The sequence below is a fragment of the Burkholderia sp. AW49-1 genome (genome assembly GCF_053427845.1).
Genome location: NZ_JBSAXF010000043.1, coordinates 1 through 19,584 on the forward strand (window position 1 = coordinate 1; position 19,584 = coordinate 19,584).

At 66.6% G+C, this 19,584-nt stretch carries 18 protein-coding genes; 14 read left to right on the top strand and 4 right to left on the bottom strand.

Going from position 1 to position 19,584, the window contains the following annotated elements:
* Nucleotides 1-183 (top strand): hypothetical protein (locus tag ACV22W_RS31405; protein WP_448023310.1); only part of this gene is annotated, 183 nt, incomplete at its 5' end.
* A 175-nt stretch (nucleotides 184-358) separates the two neighbouring features.
* On the opposite strand, the gene ACV22W_RS31410 is transcribed toward ACV22W_RS31405, so the two are convergent.
* Nucleotides 359-1,624, bottom strand: coding sequence for an SGNH/GDSL hydrolase family protein (locus ACV22W_RS31410; RefSeq protein ID WP_448023312.1), 1,266 nt, complete (start codon nucleotides 1,622-1,624; stop codon nucleotides 359-361).
* A gap of 200 nt (nucleotides 1,625-1,824) precedes the next feature.
* On the opposite strand from ACV22W_RS31410, the gene paaA reads away from it, so the two are divergent.
* The 8 genes from paaA to ACV22W_RS31450 all read left to right on the top strand — a co-directional run bounded on the left by paaA (nucleotide 1,825) and on the right by ACV22W_RS31450 (nucleotide 8,092).
* Nucleotides 1,825-2,823 (top strand): 1,2-phenylacetyl-CoA epoxidase subunit PaaA, encoded by a 999-nt coding sequence (gene paaA / locus ACV22W_RS31415; protein WP_448023314.1) that lies wholly within the window; start codon nucleotides 1,825-1,827, stop codon nucleotides 2,821-2,823.
* A gap of 36 nt (nucleotides 2,824-2,859) precedes the next feature.
* Nucleotides 2,860-3,144 carry a 1,2-phenylacetyl-CoA epoxidase subunit PaaB gene (paaB, locus tag ACV22W_RS31420; RefSeq protein WP_006752453.1) on the top strand — a complete coding sequence of 95 codons (285 nt, stop codon included), beginning with the start codon at nucleotides 2,860-2,862 and terminating at the stop codon, nucleotides 3,142-3,144.
* A gap of 8 nt (nucleotides 3,145-3,152) precedes the next feature.
* Complete coding sequence (gene paaC, locus ACV22W_RS31425) at nucleotides 3,153-3,956, top strand: 1,2-phenylacetyl-CoA epoxidase subunit PaaC (protein ID WP_448023316.1); 804 nt, start codon at nucleotides 3,153-3,155, stop codon at nucleotides 3,954-3,956.
* A gap of 25 nt (nucleotides 3,957-3,981) precedes the next feature.
* A complete protein-coding gene (gene paaD / locus ACV22W_RS31430) occupies nucleotides 3,982-4,545 on the top strand; it encodes a 1,2-phenylacetyl-CoA epoxidase subunit PaaD (RefSeq protein WP_448023317.1) in 564 nt (187 codons plus the stop codon).
* A gap of 2 nt (nucleotides 4,546-4,547) precedes the next feature.
* The gene (gene paaE / locus ACV22W_RS31435) at nucleotides 4,548-5,636 is read left to right on the top strand and encodes a 1,2-phenylacetyl-CoA epoxidase subunit PaaE (RefSeq protein WP_448023319.1); all 1,089 of its coding nucleotides are present in this window, start codon (nucleotides 4,548-4,550) and stop codon (nucleotides 5,634-5,636) included.
* A gap of 129 nt (nucleotides 5,637-5,765) precedes the next feature.
* A complete protein-coding gene (locus ACV22W_RS31440; protein WP_448023320.1) occupies nucleotides 5,766-6,581 on the top strand; it encodes a DUF1835 domain-containing protein in 816 nt (271 codons plus the stop codon).
* Nucleotides 6,582-6,604: 23 nt separating this feature from the next.
* Complete coding sequence (locus tag ACV22W_RS31445) at nucleotides 6,605-7,210, top strand: TetR/AcrR family transcriptional regulator (protein ID WP_059533377.1); 606 nt, start codon at nucleotides 6,605-6,607, stop codon at nucleotides 7,208-7,210.
* 234 nt (nucleotides 7,211-7,444) lie between these two features.
* Nucleotides 7,445-8,092: a GNAT family N-acetyltransferase gene (locus tag ACV22W_RS31450; RefSeq protein WP_448023322.1), complete on the top strand. Its 648-nt coding sequence runs from the start codon at nucleotides 7,445-7,447 to the stop codon at nucleotides 8,090-8,092.
* Between the two features lie 70 nt (nucleotides 8,093-8,162).
* Here the strand turns inward: ACV22W_RS31450 and ACV22W_RS31455 are convergent, their stop codons facing one another.
* Nucleotides 8,163-8,687: an Lrp/AsnC family transcriptional regulator gene (locus ACV22W_RS31455; protein WP_059691570.1), complete on the bottom strand. Its 525-nt coding sequence runs from the start codon at nucleotides 8,685-8,687 to the stop codon at nucleotides 8,163-8,165.
* Between the two features lie 213 nt (nucleotides 8,688-8,900).
* On the opposite strand from ACV22W_RS31455, the gene hppD reads away from it, so the two are divergent.
* Nucleotides 8,901-9,998, top strand: a complete 1,098-nt coding sequence (gene hppD / locus ACV22W_RS31460; protein WP_059465128.1) for a 4-hydroxyphenylpyruvate dioxygenase — start codon at nucleotides 8,901-8,903, stop codon at nucleotides 9,996-9,998.
* A gap of 137 nt (nucleotides 9,999-10,135) precedes the next feature.
* Here hppD and ACV22W_RS31465 read toward each other — a convergent pair whose 3' ends face one another.
* The gene (locus tag ACV22W_RS31465) at nucleotides 10,136-10,330 is read right to left on the bottom strand and encodes a hypothetical protein (RefSeq protein WP_448023324.1); all 195 of its coding nucleotides are present in this window, start codon (nucleotides 10,328-10,330) and stop codon (nucleotides 10,136-10,138) included.
* A 319-nt stretch (nucleotides 10,331-10,649) separates the two neighbouring features.
* Between ACV22W_RS31465 and ACV22W_RS31470 the strand changes: the two genes are divergently transcribed.
* The gene (locus tag ACV22W_RS31470) at nucleotides 10,650-14,240 is read left to right on the top strand and encodes an indolepyruvate ferredoxin oxidoreductase family protein (protein ID WP_448023325.1); all 3,591 of its coding nucleotides are present in this window, start codon (nucleotides 10,650-10,652) and stop codon (nucleotides 14,238-14,240) included.
* Between the two features lie 137 nt (nucleotides 14,241-14,377).
* Here ACV22W_RS31470 and ACV22W_RS31475 read toward each other — a convergent pair whose 3' ends face one another.
* Nucleotides 14,378-16,648 (bottom strand): NADP-dependent malic enzyme, encoded by a 2,271-nt coding sequence (locus ACV22W_RS31475; RefSeq protein ID WP_448023327.1) that lies wholly within the window; start codon nucleotides 16,646-16,648, stop codon nucleotides 14,378-14,380.
* Between the two features lie 459 nt (nucleotides 16,649-17,107).
* Here ACV22W_RS31475 and ACV22W_RS31480 point away from each other — a divergent pair, with 459 nt between their 5' ends.
* From ACV22W_RS31480 to ACV22W_RS31490, 3 genes are all read left to right on the top strand, one after another.
* Nucleotides 17,108-17,794, top strand: coding sequence for an orotate phosphoribosyltransferase (locus ACV22W_RS31480; RefSeq protein WP_006752465.1), 687 nt, complete (start codon nucleotides 17,108-17,110; stop codon nucleotides 17,792-17,794).
* Nucleotides 17,795-18,032: 238 nt separating this feature from the next.
* Complete coding sequence (locus ACV22W_RS31485; protein WP_448023329.1) at nucleotides 18,033-18,635, top strand: YbhB/YbcL family Raf kinase inhibitor-like protein; 603 nt, start codon at nucleotides 18,033-18,035, stop codon at nucleotides 18,633-18,635.
* A 226-nt stretch (nucleotides 18,636-18,861) separates the two neighbouring features.
* Entirely contained in the window at nucleotides 18,862-19,434 is a 573-nt protein-coding gene (locus ACV22W_RS31490; RefSeq protein WP_448023330.1) for a flavodoxin family protein, read from the top strand.
* Nucleotides 19,435-19,584 lie beyond the last annotated feature (150 nt).

Genomic DNA, 19,584 nt, shown 5'->3' on the forward strand with positions numbered 1-19,584 from the left:
TCAGCAGCGCTGCGTTTTCAGCAGCAGAGAAGCGAGATTATGAACCGTCTTTTTCAGCTCGTCAACAACTTTCTGAACTACTTCGTTGCGACGGCGGGGGTTCAACTTCGTGTGCGCTGGGGTTCTACAACCTACCCTCGACCGCACCGCTTCCCTTCTTCCTCCGCGCCGCGTTGCCGTTAGCGCGAAAGAGGCGTGATTCTAAGCACCCGCCTCGACCTCCGCAACCCTTTTGTGAAAATATTTTGAAAAAGCCCCCGCGCGCTGCCGCGCACGGGGCTTCAGGTTCGAGGGGCCGCGTGCCGCCCGCAATTTCAAAGAAGTCGGCGGTTCATCGCTCTATATATATAGAGAGACGTCACTTGCCGCCGACTGCAGCCTGCAGCCGCTCCATCGGCACTGCATCGGCCATGACCGCGTAACCCGCATCACTCGGGTGAATGCCGTCGCCGCTGTCATACCGGCGCTGCAGCACACTCGGGCGAGCCGGGTCGCGCAGCACCGCGTCGAAGTCGACCACGCCGTCGAATCCGCCGCCGCTCCGGATCCAACGGTTCACCTCGAGCCGGACCGCCTCGCGTCCGGCCGGCAAGGCCGCAGGCGTGAGCGTCGCGCCAAAGACCTTCACGCCCTGGCGATGCGCTGCCTCGATCAACCGGCGGTAGCCGTCGATCAACGAAGCGGCCGTGACCTGCGTATGCGGGTTGTCGCAATCGAGCCCCGCACGCGGCGGCATCGCCGCAAAGTTGATGTCGTTGATGCCGATCAGTACGATCGCCACCTTCACCCCCGCACGCGAAAGCGCGTCGCGCTCGAACCGCGACGCCAGCGACGTGCCGTAGCATGCCGAATCGCTCAGCAGCCGATTGCCGCTGATCCCGAGATTCACGACGCCGAGCGAATCCGAACCTGCCGCGGTCAGCCGGCGCGCCAGCGCATCCGGCCAACGACGGTTGCGGTTCAGGCTCGAGCGCAGCCCGTCGGTGATCGAGTCTCCGATCGCGGCGACACTCGCTCGCGCGGCGCCCGCCTCGACGGCCAGTTCGGTCACCCACGCATACTGGGTAAAGCGTGTGCGGAATGCGCCGGCGCCCGGATCGTTCACGTGATCACCCGGCGTCGATACGTAATTGAGCTGGTTCGATACACGGTGCCACACGGTCATCCGCTGGTTTGCCCCCATCCGCAAGCTGATCGCATACGGCTGCCCGGCCGTCACGTCGATCGCCACCGGGTCGCTTTCGAGTTCCTGGCCCGGGGCGAGCGTCACCGACGTCTTGCCGCCGAAGCGCACGGCAGCACCCGTCGCGTCGGCAAGCGCCGCGCCGTCACCGGCGCGCGCGAGACTGGCAGCCTCGATCACCAGCGGCGCGCGACCGTAGGCGTTGCTGACGCGAATCCGCGCGGCATGCCCGGAAACCGTCGGGTAGACGATTTGCCGAACGGTTCGCCCGGCCACGTCGGGTGCGCGGTAGAGCGGCGGCGGCGCAGCCAGGTCGGGAATCGGCTGCAACGCGGTCGCCCACGCAGCGACCCACCCGGCCGGCGCGGCCGAGGCCGCGAGTGGCGACAGGAAAACGGATGCGCCCAGCACGGTCGCGACGAAACTGCTTCGAAATGACATCGGCGAAATCCTCATCGGAAAGCAGGCATTGTGCCGCAGAAGCCGCCAGTCTCACGCGCCCACCCACCCCTCCCGACCGGCGATCGCGCCCCGCGCCCCACGTTTACCCGAGTCCCGATGCAAATCCGCAAGAAATTTATTAACCGACCGGTCGGTTGGTTTATACTTCGCACACATTCAACCGGACGAGATCCTCCGCCATGTACACGCAATCCCTCGACATCCCCGGCAACGTCGCACCGCTCGACGCCGCAGCCGAGTCGCCCGAGCACGCGCGGTTCGACGCGGTCATGGCCGCGGACGGCAAGATCGAACCGCAGGACTGGATGCCCGACGCCTATCGCAAGACGCTGGTCCGCCAGATTTCGCAGCACGCGCACTCGGAAGTCGTCGGCATGCTGCCGGAAGGCAACTGGATCTCGCGCGCGCCGAGCCTGAAGCGCAAGGCGATCCTGCTCGCGAAAGTCCAGGACGAAGCCGGCCACGGCCTCTATCTATATAGCGCGGCCGAAACGCTCGGCGTATCGCGCGACGCGCTGATCGACGCGCTGCACGCCGGCAAGGCGAAATACTCGAGCATCTTCAACTATCCGACGCCGACCTGGGCCGACGTCGGCGTGATCGGCTGGCTCGTCGACGGCGCCGCGATCATGAACCAGATCCCGCTGTGCCGCTGCACGTACGGCCCGTACGCGCGCGCGATGATCCGCGTGTGCAAGGAAGAGTCGTTCCACCAGCGCCAGGGCTTCGATGCGCTGCTGTCGATGATGAAGGGCACCGACGCGCAGCGCGCGATGGTCCAGCAGGCGGTGAACCGCTGGTGGTGGCCGGTGCTGATGATGTTCGGCCCGAGCGATGCGGATTCGGTCCACAGCAACCAGTCCGCGAAATGGGGCATCAAGCGAATCTCGAACGACGACCTGCGGCAAAAGTTCGTCGACGCGACGGTCGACCAGGCGAAGGTGCTCGGCGTGACGCTGCCCGACCCGGACCTGAAATGGAACGAGGCGCGCGGCCACCACGACTACGGCGCGATCGACTGGGATGAATTCTGGCGCGTCGTCAACGGCGACGGCCCGTGCAACAAGGAACGCCTCGCGACCCGCGTGAAGGCACACGACGACGGTGCGTGGGTGCGCGAAGCCGCGCTCGCGCACGAAGCCAAGCGCCGCGCCCGCGCCGAACAGCACGCCGCCTGAGCGGCAACCATCGAATACAGGATTCAGGAGAGAGTGATGAACAAGGAATGGCCGATCTGGGAAGTGTTCGTGCGCAGCAAGCAGGGCCTCGACCACAAGCATTGCGGCAGCCTGCACGCGGCCGACGCGTCGATGGCGCTGCGCATGGCGCGCGACGTCTACACGCGCCGCCAGGAAGGCGTGAGCATCTGGGTGGTGCCGTCGTCGGCGATCACCGCGTCGGATCCGGCCGAGAAGGCCGAGCTGTTCGAACCGGCGGGCGACAAGATCTACCGTCACCCGACGTTCTACACGCTGCCCGACGAAGTCAACCACATGTAACGCCCGCCATGACGATCACGCCCGAACACCTCTCCTACGTGCTGCGCCTCGCGGACAACGCGCTGATCCTCGGTCAGCGCAACGCCGAATGGTGCGGCCATGGCCCGATCCTCGAGGAAGACATCGCGCTCACCAACATGAGCCTCGACCTCATCGGCCAGGCCCGCATGCTGTATACGCACGCAGCCGAGCTCGACCGCCAACTGAACGGCGCGGCGAAGACGGAAGACGACTACGCGTACTTCCGCACCGAGCGCGAGTTCGCGAACTTCACGCTCGCCGAGCTGCCGCACTACGGCCCGATCGCCGGCACCGCGCACGCCGACAAGGACTACGCGGTGACCATCGTCCGCAACTTCCTCTACGCGACGCTGATGCTGCACGTGTGGACCGCGCTCGAAACGTCGACTGACACGCAACTCGCCGCGATCGCCGCGAAGTCGGCAAAGGAAACCCGCTATCACGTGCAGCATGCGCGCGAATGGCTGGTGCGCCTCGGCGACGGCACCGACGAATCGCATCGCCGTGCACAGGCCGCGCTCGACTACCTGATTCCGTACACGCGCGAGTTCTTCGCGGCCGACGCGATCGACGACGCGGTTTCCGCACCGGGCATCGGCCCGGCGCCGGCCGCGCTCGAAGCCGCATGGCGCGCGGACGTGGACGATGCGCTCGAGGAAGCGACGCTCACCCTGCCCGCACCCGTGCAGCACGTGACGACCGGCAAGCAGGGCGAGCACTCGGAACACATGGGCTACCTGCTCGCCGAAATGCAGAGCCTCGCGCGCCAGCACCCCGGCGCGAGCTGGTAACCGGCCGACCCAACGGAGCCCGACGATGTCCGTCCAGACCACCGCACCCGCCGACGCCGCACCCGCCGCGCACCGCAACGATCCGTTGCTCGCGCGCGCGTGGGACGTACTCGAAGCCGTGCCCGATCCCGAGATTCCGGTCGTGTCGATCCGCGAGCTCGGCATCCTGCGCGACGTCCGTCGCGCGGACGACGGCCTGCTCGAAGTCGTGATCACGCCGACCTACTCCGGCTGTCCGGCGATGTCGCAGATCGCCGAGGACATCGCCGCGGCGATGCGCGCCGCCGACCTGCCGCCGCACCGGATCGAGACGGTGCTCGCGCCCGCGTGGACGACCGACTGGATCACGCAGGAAGCGCGCGACAAGCTGCGCGCGTACGGCATCGCGCCGCCCGTCGGCCAGTGCGCCGGCGCCGCGCCGCGGGAAAACGTCGTGCGTTTCGTGCCGCGCCCCGTCGCGGCGCCCGTCTGCCCGCGATGCGGTTCCGCCCGCACCGAGCGTCTCGCGCAATTCGCGTCCACGGCCTGCAAGGCGTTGTATCGCTGTGTCGACTGCCGCGAACCCTTCGACTACTTCAAACCATATTGATCATGGCGACCCCGCAATTTCACCCGCTGCGTATCCGCGACGTGCGCCCCGAGACCGCCGACGCCGTTACCGTCTCCTTCGACGTGCCGCCCGAGTTGCGCGACGCGTACCGCTTCACGCAGGGCCAGTTCGTCACGCTGAAGACCCACATCGACGGCGAGGAAACGCGCCGCTCGTACTCGATCTGCGTCGGCACGACCGACTACGACCGCGACGGCGAACTGCGCATCGGCATCAAGCGCGTGCGCGGCGGCCGGTTTTCGAACTTCGCGTTCGACACGCTGAAGCCCGGCCACATGATCGACGTGATGACGCCGGACGGCCGCTTCTTCACGCACCTGAATGCCGATCACGGCAAGCAGTACGTCGCGTTCTCCGGCGGATCGGGCATCACGCCGGTGCTCGCGATCGTGAAGACGACGCTCGAGCTCGAGCCGCGCAGCACGTTCACGCTGGTCTACGGCAACCGCAGCGTCGACGCGATCATGTTCGCCGAGGAACTCGAGGACCTGAAGAACCGCTACATGAACCGCTTCGTTCTGTATCACGTGCTGTCGGACGACCAGCAGGACGTCGAGCTGTTCAACGGCGTGCTCGACCAGGCGAAATGCGCGGAATTCCTCGCCACGCTGACACCGGCCGACGCGATCGACGAAGCGTTCATCTGCGGCCCCGCGCCGATGATGGACGCGGCCGAAGCCGCGCTGAAGGCGGCCGGCGTGCCTCAGGCAAAGGTGCATGTCGAGCGGTTCGGGACGCCGCTGCCGCAGGCGGGCGCGCCCGTCGTCGAAATCACCGACCAGACGCCGGCCGCCGACCTCGAAATCGTGCTCGACGGCAAGAAGCGCAAGCTGCGCCTGCCATACGAAGGCGTGAGCCTGCTCGACGTCGGCCTGCGCGCGGGCCTCGCGCTGCCGTACGCGTGCAAGGGCGGCGTGTGCTGCACGTGCCGCGCGAAGGTGGTCGAAGGCGAAGTCCGGATGGATAAGAACTACACGCTCGAGGAACACGAAGTGAGGGACGGCTTCGTGCTCACGTGCCAGTGCCACCCGATCAGCGACAAGGTCGTCGTGAGCTTCGACGAGCGTTGAGCGGCGTCGCACCGGCGCGGTGCGCCGGTTTCTCGTCGTCACACATCTCGCTTACACTAGGGGCCGCCGGCCGGCCGGACGTCGCAACGTCCGCTCGGCCGGCGGTTTTCTTTTGTTGATGACAGGCCGATGAGTACCATTCACGTGATTCAGGGCGGCACCGCCGCCGCGTCGCTGCGCGAGGCCCTCGCACAAGCCGGACGCGACGAGCGTGTCGTCGGATTGCTCGACGATCTCGCGGTCGGGCCGCTGAAGGGCGCCGATGAGACGCCCGACACGCGCGCCGCCTTCTGGCAGCGCGTGCTCGGCGACCAGATTCCGGACTGGAATGCGGAGATCGAAGGTGAATTCACCCGCCTCGACCAGCTCGCGATGGATACGGCCCAGGTGGTCGTCTGGCACGCACCGAGCGTCGGGGACAAGCTGCTGTTGCGCCGCGTCGCCTATCACCTGCGCAACGTGCCGCAACGGCTGAACGAGGTGCGGTTGTCGGCCGCGGACCTCGACGCCGCGCAGCGCGCGGCGCTGACCCGCACCGACCAGGCCTGTTCGACCGGGATGTTCTCGCCCGCGGCACTCGCCCGCAAACGGCCGGCGGCCGCGCCGATCTCGGTACTGCGCATCGGTCGGCTCGCACTCGAGTGGCAGGAAGCGAAGCACCTGAATGCCGAGCTGCGCTACTGGGTCAGCAACACGATCAAGAGCGGCCAATACGCGGACCTCGACGCGCTGATCGTCGCGCACGCGGAAACCGGCTGGCTGCCCGCGCGACGCGTCGTAGGCGGCATCATGGCCGGCGCCGACCGCGGCGGGCTGTTCGTCAGCGACTCGATCGCCTGGTGGCGCTGCCGCGAACTCGCGGCAGCCGGCCGGCTCGAGCTGCAGGACGACGCGCCGGCCGCCCTTTCTTCCACGCAGGTGCGCGCGGCAGCCGCGCCTCGCTAACGCTACAACTTTCGCATTCGACCATGGCCCGTACCCGAGCGCCCGACCACGAATCCCAGCGCGAACAGATCCTCGATCTCGCCGCCGAAAAGTTCGCGCAGACGAGCTATCCGAGCACGTCGATGTCCGATCTCGCGACCGCGAGCGGCACGTCGAAGGCACGTCTCTATCACTATTACGAGAGCAAGGAAGCGATTCTGTTCGACCTGCTCGACCGCTACACGAAGCGGTTGATGCTGATCATCGCGGAGGTCGAAGGCGCGAGCCAGCGGCGCGGCCTCAGCGAGCGCGACGCGTTCGCCGAGCTCGTGCGCGCCTTTCTCGCCGAGTACGAGACGTCGCACAGCCGCCATGTCGCGCTGCTCAACGACGTGAAGTACCTCGAGGACGCGCAGCGCGAAATCGTGCTCGATCGCCAGCGCGACATCGTCGCGGCATTCGCGCGCCAGCTCGCGCGCGCCTATCCGGACCGGATCTCGAAGGAAAACCAGACGTCGGTCACGATGATGGTGTTCGGGATGATCAACTGGACGTTCACATGGCTCAAGCCGGGCGGCCGCCTCGGCTACCGAGACTTCGCCGAACAGGTGATCGACCTGATGGAACACGGACTGTCGCCCGGCGCTTGATTGCCGCGCAGCAGCATGCGTTGCGCGGCGGGCACACTGCGACAGGCCGTCGCGCGTTTCATGTGATGAATTTTAAATCCGTTATAAATCAAGTAGATACAGAATTAACTAAGCGGATTTAGAATTCGCCCTCAGTAAAAACAACGTCAAATACGGGTTTTCCCCAACCCCACTCAGGTAAAATGCGCTGCATTGCACAAGTCGCTCGTGCAGCTACACACTGAGGAACCCACGATGAACACGCAACTCAACCGCCGTGCCGATGCTGTCGGCCACGCCGGTACTGCGCCGGTTCTCGTCAGGGAACTGGCTTCCAAAGACCGTGAGCAAATGCTCACCCACTTTCTCTCGCTCAACGAAGAGGATCGCCTGCTGCGCTTCGGCCAGATGGTGCCCGACCACGTGATCGAGAACTATGTCCGTACGATCGACTTCGGTCGCGACACGGTGTTCGGCGTGTTCGACCACGCGCTCGAGCTGATCGGCGTCGGCCACCTGGCGTACCTGCCCGCCGAAGGCGACAAGCGCACTGCCGAATTCGGCGTGTCGGTGCTCGAAAGCGCCCGCGGCCACGGCGTCGGCTCGAAGCTGTTCGAACGCGCGGCGATCCGCAGCCGCAACACCCGCGTGACGATGCTGTACATGCATTGCCTGTCGCGCAACGCGACGATGATGCACATCGCGAAGAAGTCCGGGATGCGGATCGAATACGCATACGGCGAGGCCGATGCGTACCTGTCGCTGCCACCGGCCGACCATTCGACGATCCTCGCCGAAATGCTGCAGGAGCAGGCCGCGGTATTCGACTACGCGCTCAAGCGCCAGGCGCACCGCACGTCGAAGTTCATCGAATCGCTGATGCCCGCCGCGCTGACGGCGTAACATCGGCCGACCGGGCTGCCTCGCGGGGCGCCCGGCCGACCTTCCCTTTCTTGCTTCCCGGCGCCACGCGCTAACGCACCGACCGGATCGGCAACGCCGTCGTCTCCTTGAAGCACTCGAGCGAGAAGCTCGTCTTCACGTCGATCACCGACGGATGGTGCAGCAAATGCTCCTGCACGAACCGGGAGAAATGCGCCATGTCCTCGACCTGCACGCGCAGCAGGTAATCCATGTCGCCCGTCATCGCATGGCACGCGACCACTTCCGGCCAGGTCTGCACGGCCGCGCGGAACAGTTCCGCGTGGGTCGCGCCCGCGCGCGCCGACGTCTCGTCGGCACGGACCGGCACTACGCCGCCGCGCTTCTCGAGCCGCACGCTCACGTACGCGAGCAGGTCGAGCCCGAGCTTCTGCGGATCGAGCAGCGCGACGTAGCCGGTAATTACGCCGATCTCCTCGAGCCGGCGGATCCGCCGCAGGCACGGGCTCGGCGACAGGTTCACGCGCTCGGCGATCTCCTGGTTCGACAGGCGACCGTTTTCCTGAAGAATCGCGAGAATCCGCCGGTCGATGGCATCCAATTCGGCTTGCGCCATCTTCTGCCCTCCAATGATTGTTCAGAGACTGGAAATTGCGCCATCGTAGGCACGGACGATTAAGTTCGCAAGTTTCCGCTCGCGCCCGCCCGCTACACTTTGTCGCACGTACCGATTCGTTGCGCACGCCGACGCGTGCGCCGCGTTCGACATCGAACCGGGCCGCGCACGCGCACGTCGCGCCGGCCGATCGCCCCGCACAGGAGACACGACATGCAGATCCCCAACTGGGACAACCCCGTCGGCACCGACGGCTTCGAATTCATCGAATACACCGCTCCGGATCCGAAAGCGCTCGGACAACTGTTCGAACGGATGGGTTTCACCGCGATCGCGCGCCATCGCCACAAGGACGTGACGGTCTACCGCCAGGGCGACATCAACTTCATCATCAACGCCGAACCCGATTCGTTCGCGCAACGCTTCGCGCGGCTGCACGGCCCGTCGATCTGCGCGATCGCGTTCCGCGTGCAGGACGCCGCGAAGGCGTACAAGCACGCGCTCGAGCTCGGCGCATGGGGCTTCGACAACAAGACGGGCCCGATGGAGCTGAACATCCCGGCGATCAAGGGCATCGGCGATTCGCTGATCTATTTCGTCGACCGCTGGCGCGGCAAGAACGGCGCGCAGCCGGGCGCGATCGGCGACATCAGCATCTACGACGTCGATTTCGAGCCGATCGCCGGCGCGAACCCGAACCCGGTCGGCCACGGCCTCACCTACATCGATCACCTGACGCACAACGTGCATCGCGGCCGCATGCAGGAATGGGCCGAGTTCTACGAGCGCCTGTTCAACTTCCGCGAAGTGCGCTACTTCGACATCGAAGGCAAGGTGACGGGCGTGAAGTCGAAGGCGATGACGTCGCCGTGCGGCAAGATCCGGATCCCGATCAACGAGGAAGGCTCGGACACGGCCGGCCAGATCCAGGAATACCTCGACGCGTACCACGGCGAAGGCATCCAGCACATCGCGCTCGGCACGAACGACATCTACGGCGCGGTCGACGGCCTGCGCGGCAAGGGCGTGAAGCTGCTCGACACGATCGACACGTATTACGAGCTGGTCGACCGCCGCGTGCCGAACCACGGCGAATCGCTGGACGAACTGAAGAAGCGCAAGATCCTGATCGACGGCGCTCGCGACGACCTGCTGCTGCAGATCTTCACCGAGAACCAGATCGGCCCGATCTTCTTCGAGATCATCCAGCGCAAGGGCAATCAGGGCTTCGGCGAAGGCAACTTCAAGGCGCTGTTCGAATCGATCGAACTCGACCAGATCCGCCGCGGCGTGGTCCAGGACAAGGCCTGACGCAGACGGCTTGCGCGGCGCCCGGCAACCGGGCCGCGCGAGCCTCGGCGGCACATGGAAAAAGGGCGGGAATCTTGCGATTCCCGCCCTTTTGTCTTTGCATCGTCCCGGCGCGGCCTGGTGGCCGCGCGAACGGATCAACGCACGTTCGCCTTCGACACGACGACGCGCGTGGCCGCCGGTTGCGCATCGGCGGCCTGCGCCGGCGCGATCTGACGCATCTGCGCGCCGGCTGCCGCCAGTGCGCTCGCGCCTCGCGCGTGCACCGGGCCGGTCATCGCGAAAAACGCCGCGGACACGATCAGGAAACTCTGGATATGACGTGTGTTCATTGCACCTCCTGTAAAACTGCCGGCGCCTCCCCGGTTGCGTCGAAACGTGCCGACGCGGCCGGGCACCTCCGGCAGGCCGACAAGATTAACGGCATTTGTACGAAGATGGGACCGGCTTTACATGCTTTTACATGATGTAACGCAACGCCGAGCGCCGTTTCGTCGACGCGTCACTGCCCGTCGGCCGGTGGGCGGCGGGTTTATCCCAGTGCTACCATCACTCAAAACCGGCCAATATGCCGGCCACTGCCGACACGTCCACAAGACGTCGACGCAATCGAAGCTTTGGTGATCCCAAACTGGGTGGAGGAGACAGTTAATGAATGCCCCGCTAGACGCAGGCCAACGCGCGTCGCTCGAAGCCGCGCTGAAGTCCGTCACGCTTGACGACAAATACACGCTCGAACGCGGCCGCGCGTACATGAGCGGCATCCAGGCGCTCGTGCGTCTGCCGATGCTCCAGCAGGAACGCGACCGCGCCGCCGGCCTCAACACGGCCGGCTTCATCTCCGGTTATCGCGGCTCGCCGCTCGGCGGCCTCGACCTCTCGCTCTGGAAGGCCAAGCAGCACCTCGCGGCCCACCAGATCGTCTTCCAGCCCGGTCTCAACGAAGATCTCGCCGCCACCGCCGTGTGGGGCTCGCAGCAGGTGAACCTGTATCCCGGCGCGAAGCACGACGGCGTGTTCGGCATGTGGTACGGCAAGGGCCCGGGCGTCGATCGCACCGGCGACGTCTTCAAGCACGCGAACTCGGCCGGCTCGTCGCAGCATGGCGGCGTGCTCGTGCTCGCCGGCGACGACCACGCGGCGAAATCGTCGACGCTCGCGCACCAGTCCGAACACATCTTCAAGGCCTGCGGGCTGCCGGTGCTGTTCCCGTCCAACGTGCAGGAATACCTCGACTTCGGCCTGCACGGCTGGGCGATGAGCCGCTACTCGGGCCTGTGGGTCGCGCTCAAGTGCGTGACGGACGTGGTCGAATCGTCGGCATCGGTCGACATCGACCCGCATCGCACCGAGATCGTGCTGCCGACCGACTTCATCCTGCCGGAAGGCGGCCTGAACATCCGCTGGCCGGACCCGCCGCTCGTCCAGGAAGCACGGCTGCTCGACTACAAGTGGTACGCGGCGCTCGCGTATGTGCGCGCGAACAAGCTCGACCGGATCGAGATCGACTCGCCGAATGCGCGCTTCGGGATCATGACGGGCGGCAAGGCGTACCTCGACGTGCGCCAGGCGCTGACGGACCTCGGCCTCGACGACGAAACCTGCGCGCGGATCGGCATCCGCCTGTACAAGGTCGGCTGCGTGTGGCCGCTCGAGGCGCAGGGCGCGCAGGCGTTCGCGCGCGGCCTCGACGAAATCCTCGTGGTCGAGGAAAAGCGCCAGATCCTCGAATACGCGATCAAGGAAGAACTGTACAACTGGCCCGATGCGCAGCGCCCGCGCGTGTTCGGCAAATTCGACGAGAAGGACGGCGCTGGCGGCGAATGGTCCGTGCCGATGGGCAACTGGCTGCTGCCCGCGCACTACGAACTGTCGCCCGCGATCATCGCGAAGGCGATCGCGACGCGCCTCGACAAGTTCGAGCTGCCGTCCGACGTGCGCGCACGCATCGCCGCGCGGCTCGCGGTGATCAACGCGAAGGAGATGGCGCTCGCGAAGCCGCACGTGCAGACCGAGCGCAAGCCGTGGTTCTGCTCGGGCTGCCCGCACAACACGTCGACCAACGTGCCGGAAGGCTCGCGCGCGATCGCCGGGATCGGCTGCCACTACATGACGGTCTGGATGGACCGCAACACGAGCACCTTCAGCCAGATGGGCGGCGAAGGCGTGCCGTGGATCGGCCAGGCGCCCTTCACGGACGAGAAGCACGTATTCGCGAACCTCGGCGACGGCACCTATTTCCACTCGGGCCTGCTGGCGGTGCGCGCGGCGATCTCGTCGAAGGCGAACATCACCTACAAGATCCTCTACAACGACGCGGTCGCGATGACGGGCGGCCAGCCGGTCGACGGCGTGCTGACGGTGCCGCAGATCACGCACCAGCTCGCGTCCGAAGGCGCGAAGAAGATCGTGATCGTCACCGACGAACCGGAGAAGTACGACAGCCAGAAGGCGCTGCTCGCGCCGGGCGTGACGATCCATCACCGCGACCAGCTCGACGACGTGCAGCGCGAGCTGCGCGAGATCGAAGGCACGACGATCCTGATCTACGACCAGACCTGTGCGACCGAGAAACGCCGCCGCCGCAAGCGCGGCACGTATCCGGATCCGGCGAAGCGCGTCGTGATCAACGACGCGGTGTGCGAAGGCTGCGGCGACTGCTCGGTGAAGTCGAACTGCCTGTCGGTCGAGCCGCTGGAAACCGAATTCGGCACGAAGCGCCAGATCAACCAGTCGAGCTGCAACAAGGACTTCTCGTGCGTGAAGGGCTTCTGCCCGAGCTTCGTCACGGTCGAAGGCGGCCAGTTGAAGAAGCCGAAGGCCGTGTCGGTCGACGGCGGTGCGCTGCCGCCGATTCCGGAGCCGACGCTGCCGGCGATCGACCGTGCATACGGCGTGCTCGTCACGGGCGTGGGCGGCACGGGCGTCGTCACCATCGGCGCGCTGCTCGGGATGGCCGCGCACCTGGAGAACAAGGGCGTGACCGTGCTCGACGTCACGGGTCTCGCGCAGAAGGGCGGCGCCGTGATGAGCCACGTGCAGATCTCGCACGCGCCGACCGACATCCACGCGACGCGGATCGCGATGGGCGAAGCCGACCTCGTGATCGGCTGCGACGCGATCGTCACGGCCGGCGACGAATGCACGTCGCGGATGCGGCACGACACGACGCGCGTGGTCGTCAACAGCGCGCAGACGCCGACCGCCGAGTTCATCAAGAACCCGAACTGGGCGTTCCCGGGCCTGTCCGCGGAAAACGACATCCGCGCGGCGGCGGGTGAAGCCGTCGACTTCATCGACGCGAACCGCTTCGCGGTCGCGCTGCTCGGCGACGCGATCTACACGAACCCGTTCGTGCTCGGCTACGCGTGGCAGAAGGGCTGGCTGCCGCTCACGCTCGCGTCGCTCCAACGCGCGATCGAGCTGAACGCGGTGTCGGTCGAGAAGAACCGTGCGGCGTTCGACTGGGGCCGCCGCGCCGCGCACGACCTCGCGAGCGTGAAGCAGGCCGCGGCCGGCGACGCACGCCCCGCGCAAGGCGCGACGGTGATCGCGCTGCATACGAAGAAGGCGGTCGACGCACTGATCGCGAAGCGCGTGGCGTTCCTCACGGCGTACCAGAACGCCGCGTATGCGGCGCGCTATGCGGCCTTCGTCGACACGGTGCGGGCAGCCGAACGCGCGCTGGCGGACGGCGACGCCGCGCAGGAACCGCTGACCGAAGCGGTCGCGCGCAACCTGTTCAAGCTGATGGCGTACAAGGACGAATACGAGGTCGCGCGGCTGCAGTCCGATCCGGCGTTCCTCGCGCGCCTGTCGTCGCAGTTCGAAGGCGACTGGAAGCTGAAGTTCCACCTCGCACCGCCGCTGTTCGCGAAGACGGACGCGCACGGCCATCTCGTGAAAAAGGCCTACGGCCCGTGGATGCTGCCGGCGTTCCGGTTGCTGGCAAAGGCGAAGTTCCTGCGCGGCACGGGCCTCGACCCGTTCGGCCGCACCGAGGAGCGCCGCACCGAGCGCGCACTGATCGGCGAGTACGAAACGCTGATCGGCGAGGTGCTGACGAGGCTGAACGCGGCCAACCGCCCGCTCGCGCTCGAGCTGGCGGCGCTGCCGGACGGCATTCGCGGCTACGGCCACGTGAAGGAGAACAACCTGCGCGCGGTTCGCCAGAAGTGGAACACGCTGCTCGCGAAGTGGCGTTCGCCGACGGGCGGGCAGTCGCGCCAGCAGGTCGCGTAACGGCGCGCGGCGGGCGTTAGCGGTCGGGACGTCCGCCACCGCGCGGTGGGCGGTTCATAAAAAAACGCCACGGAACGCAGGTTCCGTGGCGTTTTTCATTGCGCCGCGCGCGATGCGCGGCACATGCGGGTGCGGACTTACTTCGTGTTCGCGTTCGCGGCGGCCACTGCCGTCATGTTGATGATCCGGCGCACGGTCGCGGCCGGCGTCAGGATGTGGACCGGCTTCGCCGCGCCGAGCAGGAGCGGGCCGACCGTCACGCCTTCGCCGCCGACCATCTTCAGCAGGTTGTACGCGATATTCGCCGCTTCGACGTTCGGCATGATCAGCAGGTTCGCTTCGCCCGACAGCGTCGTGCCCGGGAATGCGGCCTTGCGGACCGCTTCCGACAGCGCCGCGTCGCCGTGCATTTCACCGTCGACCTCGAGGTTCGGCGCACGCTCGCTGATCAGCTTGCGGGCTTCGGCCATGCGGCGCGACGACGCCGACGGCGCGCTGCCGAAGTTCGAGTTGGACAGCAGCGCGGCCTTCGGCACGATGCCGAAGCGCTCGATCTCGGCGGCCGCCTGGATCGTCATGTCGGCGAGCTGTTCGGCGCTCGGCAGTTCGTTCACGTACGTGTCGCACAGGAACAGGTTGCGGCCCGGCAGCATCAGCAGGTTCATCGCCGCGAAGTGCTCGGCACCCTTCGCACGGCCCAGCACCTGCTCGATGAACTTCAGGTGCGTGTGGTACGTGTCGATCATCCCGCAGATCATCCCGTCCGCATCGCCCAGATGCACGAGCATCGCGCCGATCAGCGTGTTGAACTTGCGCAGCGCGGCCTTCGCGACTTCCGGCGTGACGCCGTCACGCGCGCCGATCTCGTGGTACGCCTGCCAGTAGCGGTGGTAGCGCGTGTCGTCTTCCGGATTCACGATCTCGAAATCGACGCCGGCCTTCAGCTTCGAGCCGATCTTCGCGAGGCGCATCTCGACGACCGACGGACGGCCGACGATGATCGGCTTCGCGATCTTTTCCTGCAGCACGAACTGCGCGGCGCGCAGCACGCGCTCGTCCTCGCCCTCGGCGAACACGATGCGCGCCTGCTTCTTCTTCGCGGTCGCGAACACCGGGCGCATCACCATGCCGGTGCGGTAGACGGTCGCGCCGAGCTGCTCGCGGTATGCATCCATGTCCTGGATCGGACGCGTGGCGACGCCCGAATCCATCGCGGCTTGCGCGACGGCCGGCGCGATCTTGATGATCAGGCGCGGATCGAACGGCTTCGGAATCAGGTATTCCGGCCCGAACTCAAGCGAGTGGCCTTCATATGCCTTCGCGACTTCCTCGCTCTGGTCGGTTTCCTCGGCCAGCTCGGCGATCGCGCGCACGCACGCGAGCTTCATTTCTTCCGTGATCGTCGTCGCGCCGACGTCGAGCGCGCCGCGGAAGATGAACGGGAAGCACAGCACGTTGTTGACCTGGTTCGGGTAGTCCGAACGGCCGGTCGCGACGATCGCGTCCGGGCGCACGGCCTTCGCGTCTTCCGGGCGGATTTCCGGTTCCGGGTTCGCGAGCGCCAGGATCAGCGGGCGGTCGCCCATCGTCTTGACCATGTCCTGCTTCAGCACGCCCGCGCTCGAGCAGCCGAGGAACACGTCCGCGCCGACGATCGCATCGGCGAGCGTGCGCGCGTCGGTGATCGCCGCATAGCGCTGCTTCGACGGGTCGAGGTTGCCGCGCCCTTCGTAAATCACGCCCTTCGAATCGGCGACGAGGATGTTCGACTTCGTGAGGCCGAGGTTCACCAGCAGGTCCAGACACGCGATCGCCGCCGCGCCCGCGCCCGAGCACACGAGCTTCACTTCGGACAACTTCTTGCCCACCACCTTCAGGCCGTTCAGGATCGCGGCCGACGCGATGATCGCGGTGCCGTGCTGGTCGTCGTGGAAGACCGGGATCTTCATGCGCTCGCGCAGCTTCTGCTCGATGTAGAAGCATTCCGGCGCCTTGATGTCCTCGAGGTTGATGCCGCCGAGCGTCGGCTCGAGCATCGCGATCGCCTCGACGAGCTTGTCGGGGTCGGATTCCGACAGTTCGATGTCGAACACGTCGATGCCCGCGAACTTCTTGAACAGGCAGCCCTTGCCTTCCATCACCGGCTTCGCGGCCAGCGGGCCGATGTTGCCGAGGCCAAGCACGGCCGTGCCGTTCGTGATGACGCCGACGAGGTTGCCGCGCGACGTGTACTTCTGCGCGTCGAGCGGATCGGCGTGGATCGCCTCGCACGCGGCGGCGACGCCCGGCGAATACGCGAGCGACAGATCGAGCTGGTTCGACAGCGGCTTGGTCGGGGTGACCGAAATCTTGCCGGGTTTCGGGTTCAGGTGATAAGCGAGAGCGGCCTGCTTCAGTTGTTCGTCCATGATTGACCTGCGAGAGACATGCGAAATTTTGACGGTTCAGTACACAGCACCTTGGGCCGCGTCTGCTTGAATCGAAGGGGTGGTCGACTGCGAGACGGCACGCAGCGCGCCGGGTCGGCACGCCATCGAACCTTGGCGGGTGGCAAGAGGAAAGTACAAAGTACTGAACGATTTCTAAGGGTCGCCTAGTGTACACCCCCTAAATGCCGTCCGTTGGTGCGGCGCCACATCCTTCGCATCAGCACCGTGCGATCGCGCCCCGTTTGTTTCGCCGGTGGTGAGCCGCACGCCGGACCTGCGGGAATTCCGCCGAAAACCGGCCTGGATCGGGTAAAATAGCGGGCTACGCGCGCAGCGATGCGGTCGGCCCGCCGATCGCACCCCGGCCCCTCGGGCAGGTTCCCCTTGCTGCGCCACCGGGCCCGCGCCCGCTCTTCGCTCATCACCCAAGGAATGCCCATGACAGGCTACGATCGTCAGTCGATCTCGGATACGACCGCCAAAATCCTGCTCGAAGTGCAGGCGGTGCACTTCAATGCCGAAAAACCGTTCATCTTCACGTCCGGCTGGGCAAGCCCCGTCTATATCGACTGCCGCAAGCTGATCTCGTATCCGCGCGTGCGTCGTGCGCTGATGGAAATGGCTGAAACGACGATCATGCGCGACGTCGGCTTCGAGCAGATCGACTCGGTGGCGGGCGGCGAGACGGCCGGCATTCCGTTCGCGGCATGGCTCGCGGATCGGATGATGGTGCCGATGCAGTACGTTCGCAAGAAGCCGAAGGGTTTCGGCCGCAACGCGCAGATCGAGGGTCATCTGGAAGAGGGCTCGCGCGTGCTGCTCGTGGAAGACCTGACGACCGACAGCCGCAGCAAGATCAACTTCGTCAATGCGCTGCGCACCGCGGGCGCGACGGTGAACCACTGCTTCGTGCTGTTCCACTACAACATCTTCAAGGAAAGCGTGTCGGTCCTGAAGGACATCGACGTCGACCTGCACGCGCTGGCGACCTGGTGGGACGTGCTGCGCGTCGCAAAGGCGTCGGGCTACTTCGAGACCAAGACGCTCGACGAAGTCGAGAAGTTCCTGCACGCGCCGGCCGAGTGGTCGGCCGCGCACGGCGGCGCGACGGCCCCGAAGGAGTAATGCCGGGCCGGCACGCAGCCGGCACCCTGGCCGAAAAAGCCGCTCGCCTGATCGCGAGCGGTTTTTTTTCGTCCACCGATACGATTCAGGCCGGCCCGAATCGCGGGCCGCGGCATGCATCGCTCATCGAACCCTAATGCTAGACTTGATCCATCGTCGCCATCAGCTGCGCGGGCAACGCACAACGCCAACAATGCCGGGACCATCGGCCCGGCCCACGTGACGGGAGAAGCGCCATATGCGTGTGGATCGCCGGATCACTTCGCCTGCGTCCCCGGGTCGTCCTTCGCCGTTCATCGCCGCCCTTCCCTGCGCCGCCGCGTGCGTCGCGTTCGCCGTCCTGCCCGTGCGGGCGGAAGGCCCGTTCACCGTGTCGAGCCATGACCTGGCGCCCGGCGGGCGCGTCGGCGCCGCGAACGTGTTCGACCGCGGCGACTGCAAGGGTGACAACCGTTCGCCGCAACTCAGCTGGCGCAACCCGCCCCCCGGTACGCACGGCTATGCGATCACGATCTTCGATCCCGATGCGCCGGGGCACGGCTGGTGGCACTGGGCCGTAGCCGGCATCCCGGCGAGCGTCACGAGCCTGCCGGCCGACGCGAGCGCGTCGGGCTTCCTGCGCCGCATCGGCGCGACCGAGGCGCGCAACGACTTCGGGATCGACGGCTACGGCGGCCCGTGCCCGCCGCCCGGCAAGCCGCACCGCTACGTGATCACCGTCTATGCGCTGAAGGGCACGGACCTGCGTGTCGCGCAAGGGCGCCCCGCACCGATGTTCGAGCACGAGATCGGCACGCTGACGATCGGCACCGCGCGGCTCACCGTCACTTACGGACAGTGATCGCTCACGCGCCGCCTGCCCCGTTGCGCGTGCATCCCGCCTCGATCGCCCGCGCCCGCGAATTTCCCCACGCCGCGTGCGTGCTTTTCTCCCGTCATTTCGGCTTGCTAGACTCGGCGGCACCGGTCGCGGCATCCCGCCGCGCATCCGTCGCGCCGCCCAACCGCGGCGCGTGACGCGGCAGGCCGCGGCGCCCGCCGTTTCGCCCCCTTCCGGAGAACGCTTCATGTCGAACATCGTCATCGTCTATCACAGCGGCTACGGTCACACGCAGAAACTGGCCGAAGCCGTCCACGCAGGCGCGCAGGACGCCGGCGCCACCGCACGCCTGATCGCCGTCGGCGAACTCGACGACGCGGGCTGGGCCGCGCTCGACGCGGCAGACGCGATCGTCTTCGGCGCGCCGACCTACATGGGCGGCCCGTCCGCGCAGTTCAAGCAGTTCGCCGATGCCACGTCGAAACCCTGGTTCACGCAGAAGTGGAAGGACAAGATCGCCGCGGGCTTCACGAACTCCGCCACGATGAACGGCGACAAGTTCTCGACGATTCAGTATTTCGTCACGCTGGCGATGCAACATGGGATGGTGTGGGTCGGCACGGGCATGATGCCGGCCAACTCGAAGGCGGCCACCCGCAACGACATCAACTACGTCGGCGGCTTCACTGGCCTGCTCGCGCAGTCGCCGGCGGACGCGACACCCGACGAGGGCCCGCTGCCAGGCGACCTCGAGACCGCGAAGGCGTTCGGCCGGCGCGTCGCGGAGGCGACCGCCCGCTGGCTGGCCGGCGGCCGCTGAACGCGGCGGCACGCGCGCCCGCTCGCGCCGCCGGTGACGCGGCCACGCGGCGCAGGCGCGCAAGAGGGACACGAGACGGCCCCCGGGCCGTCTTTTTTTCGCCCCGTGCGGTGCAGGCCCGCGGGATGAGGTCTTAAAATGGCGGTTTCA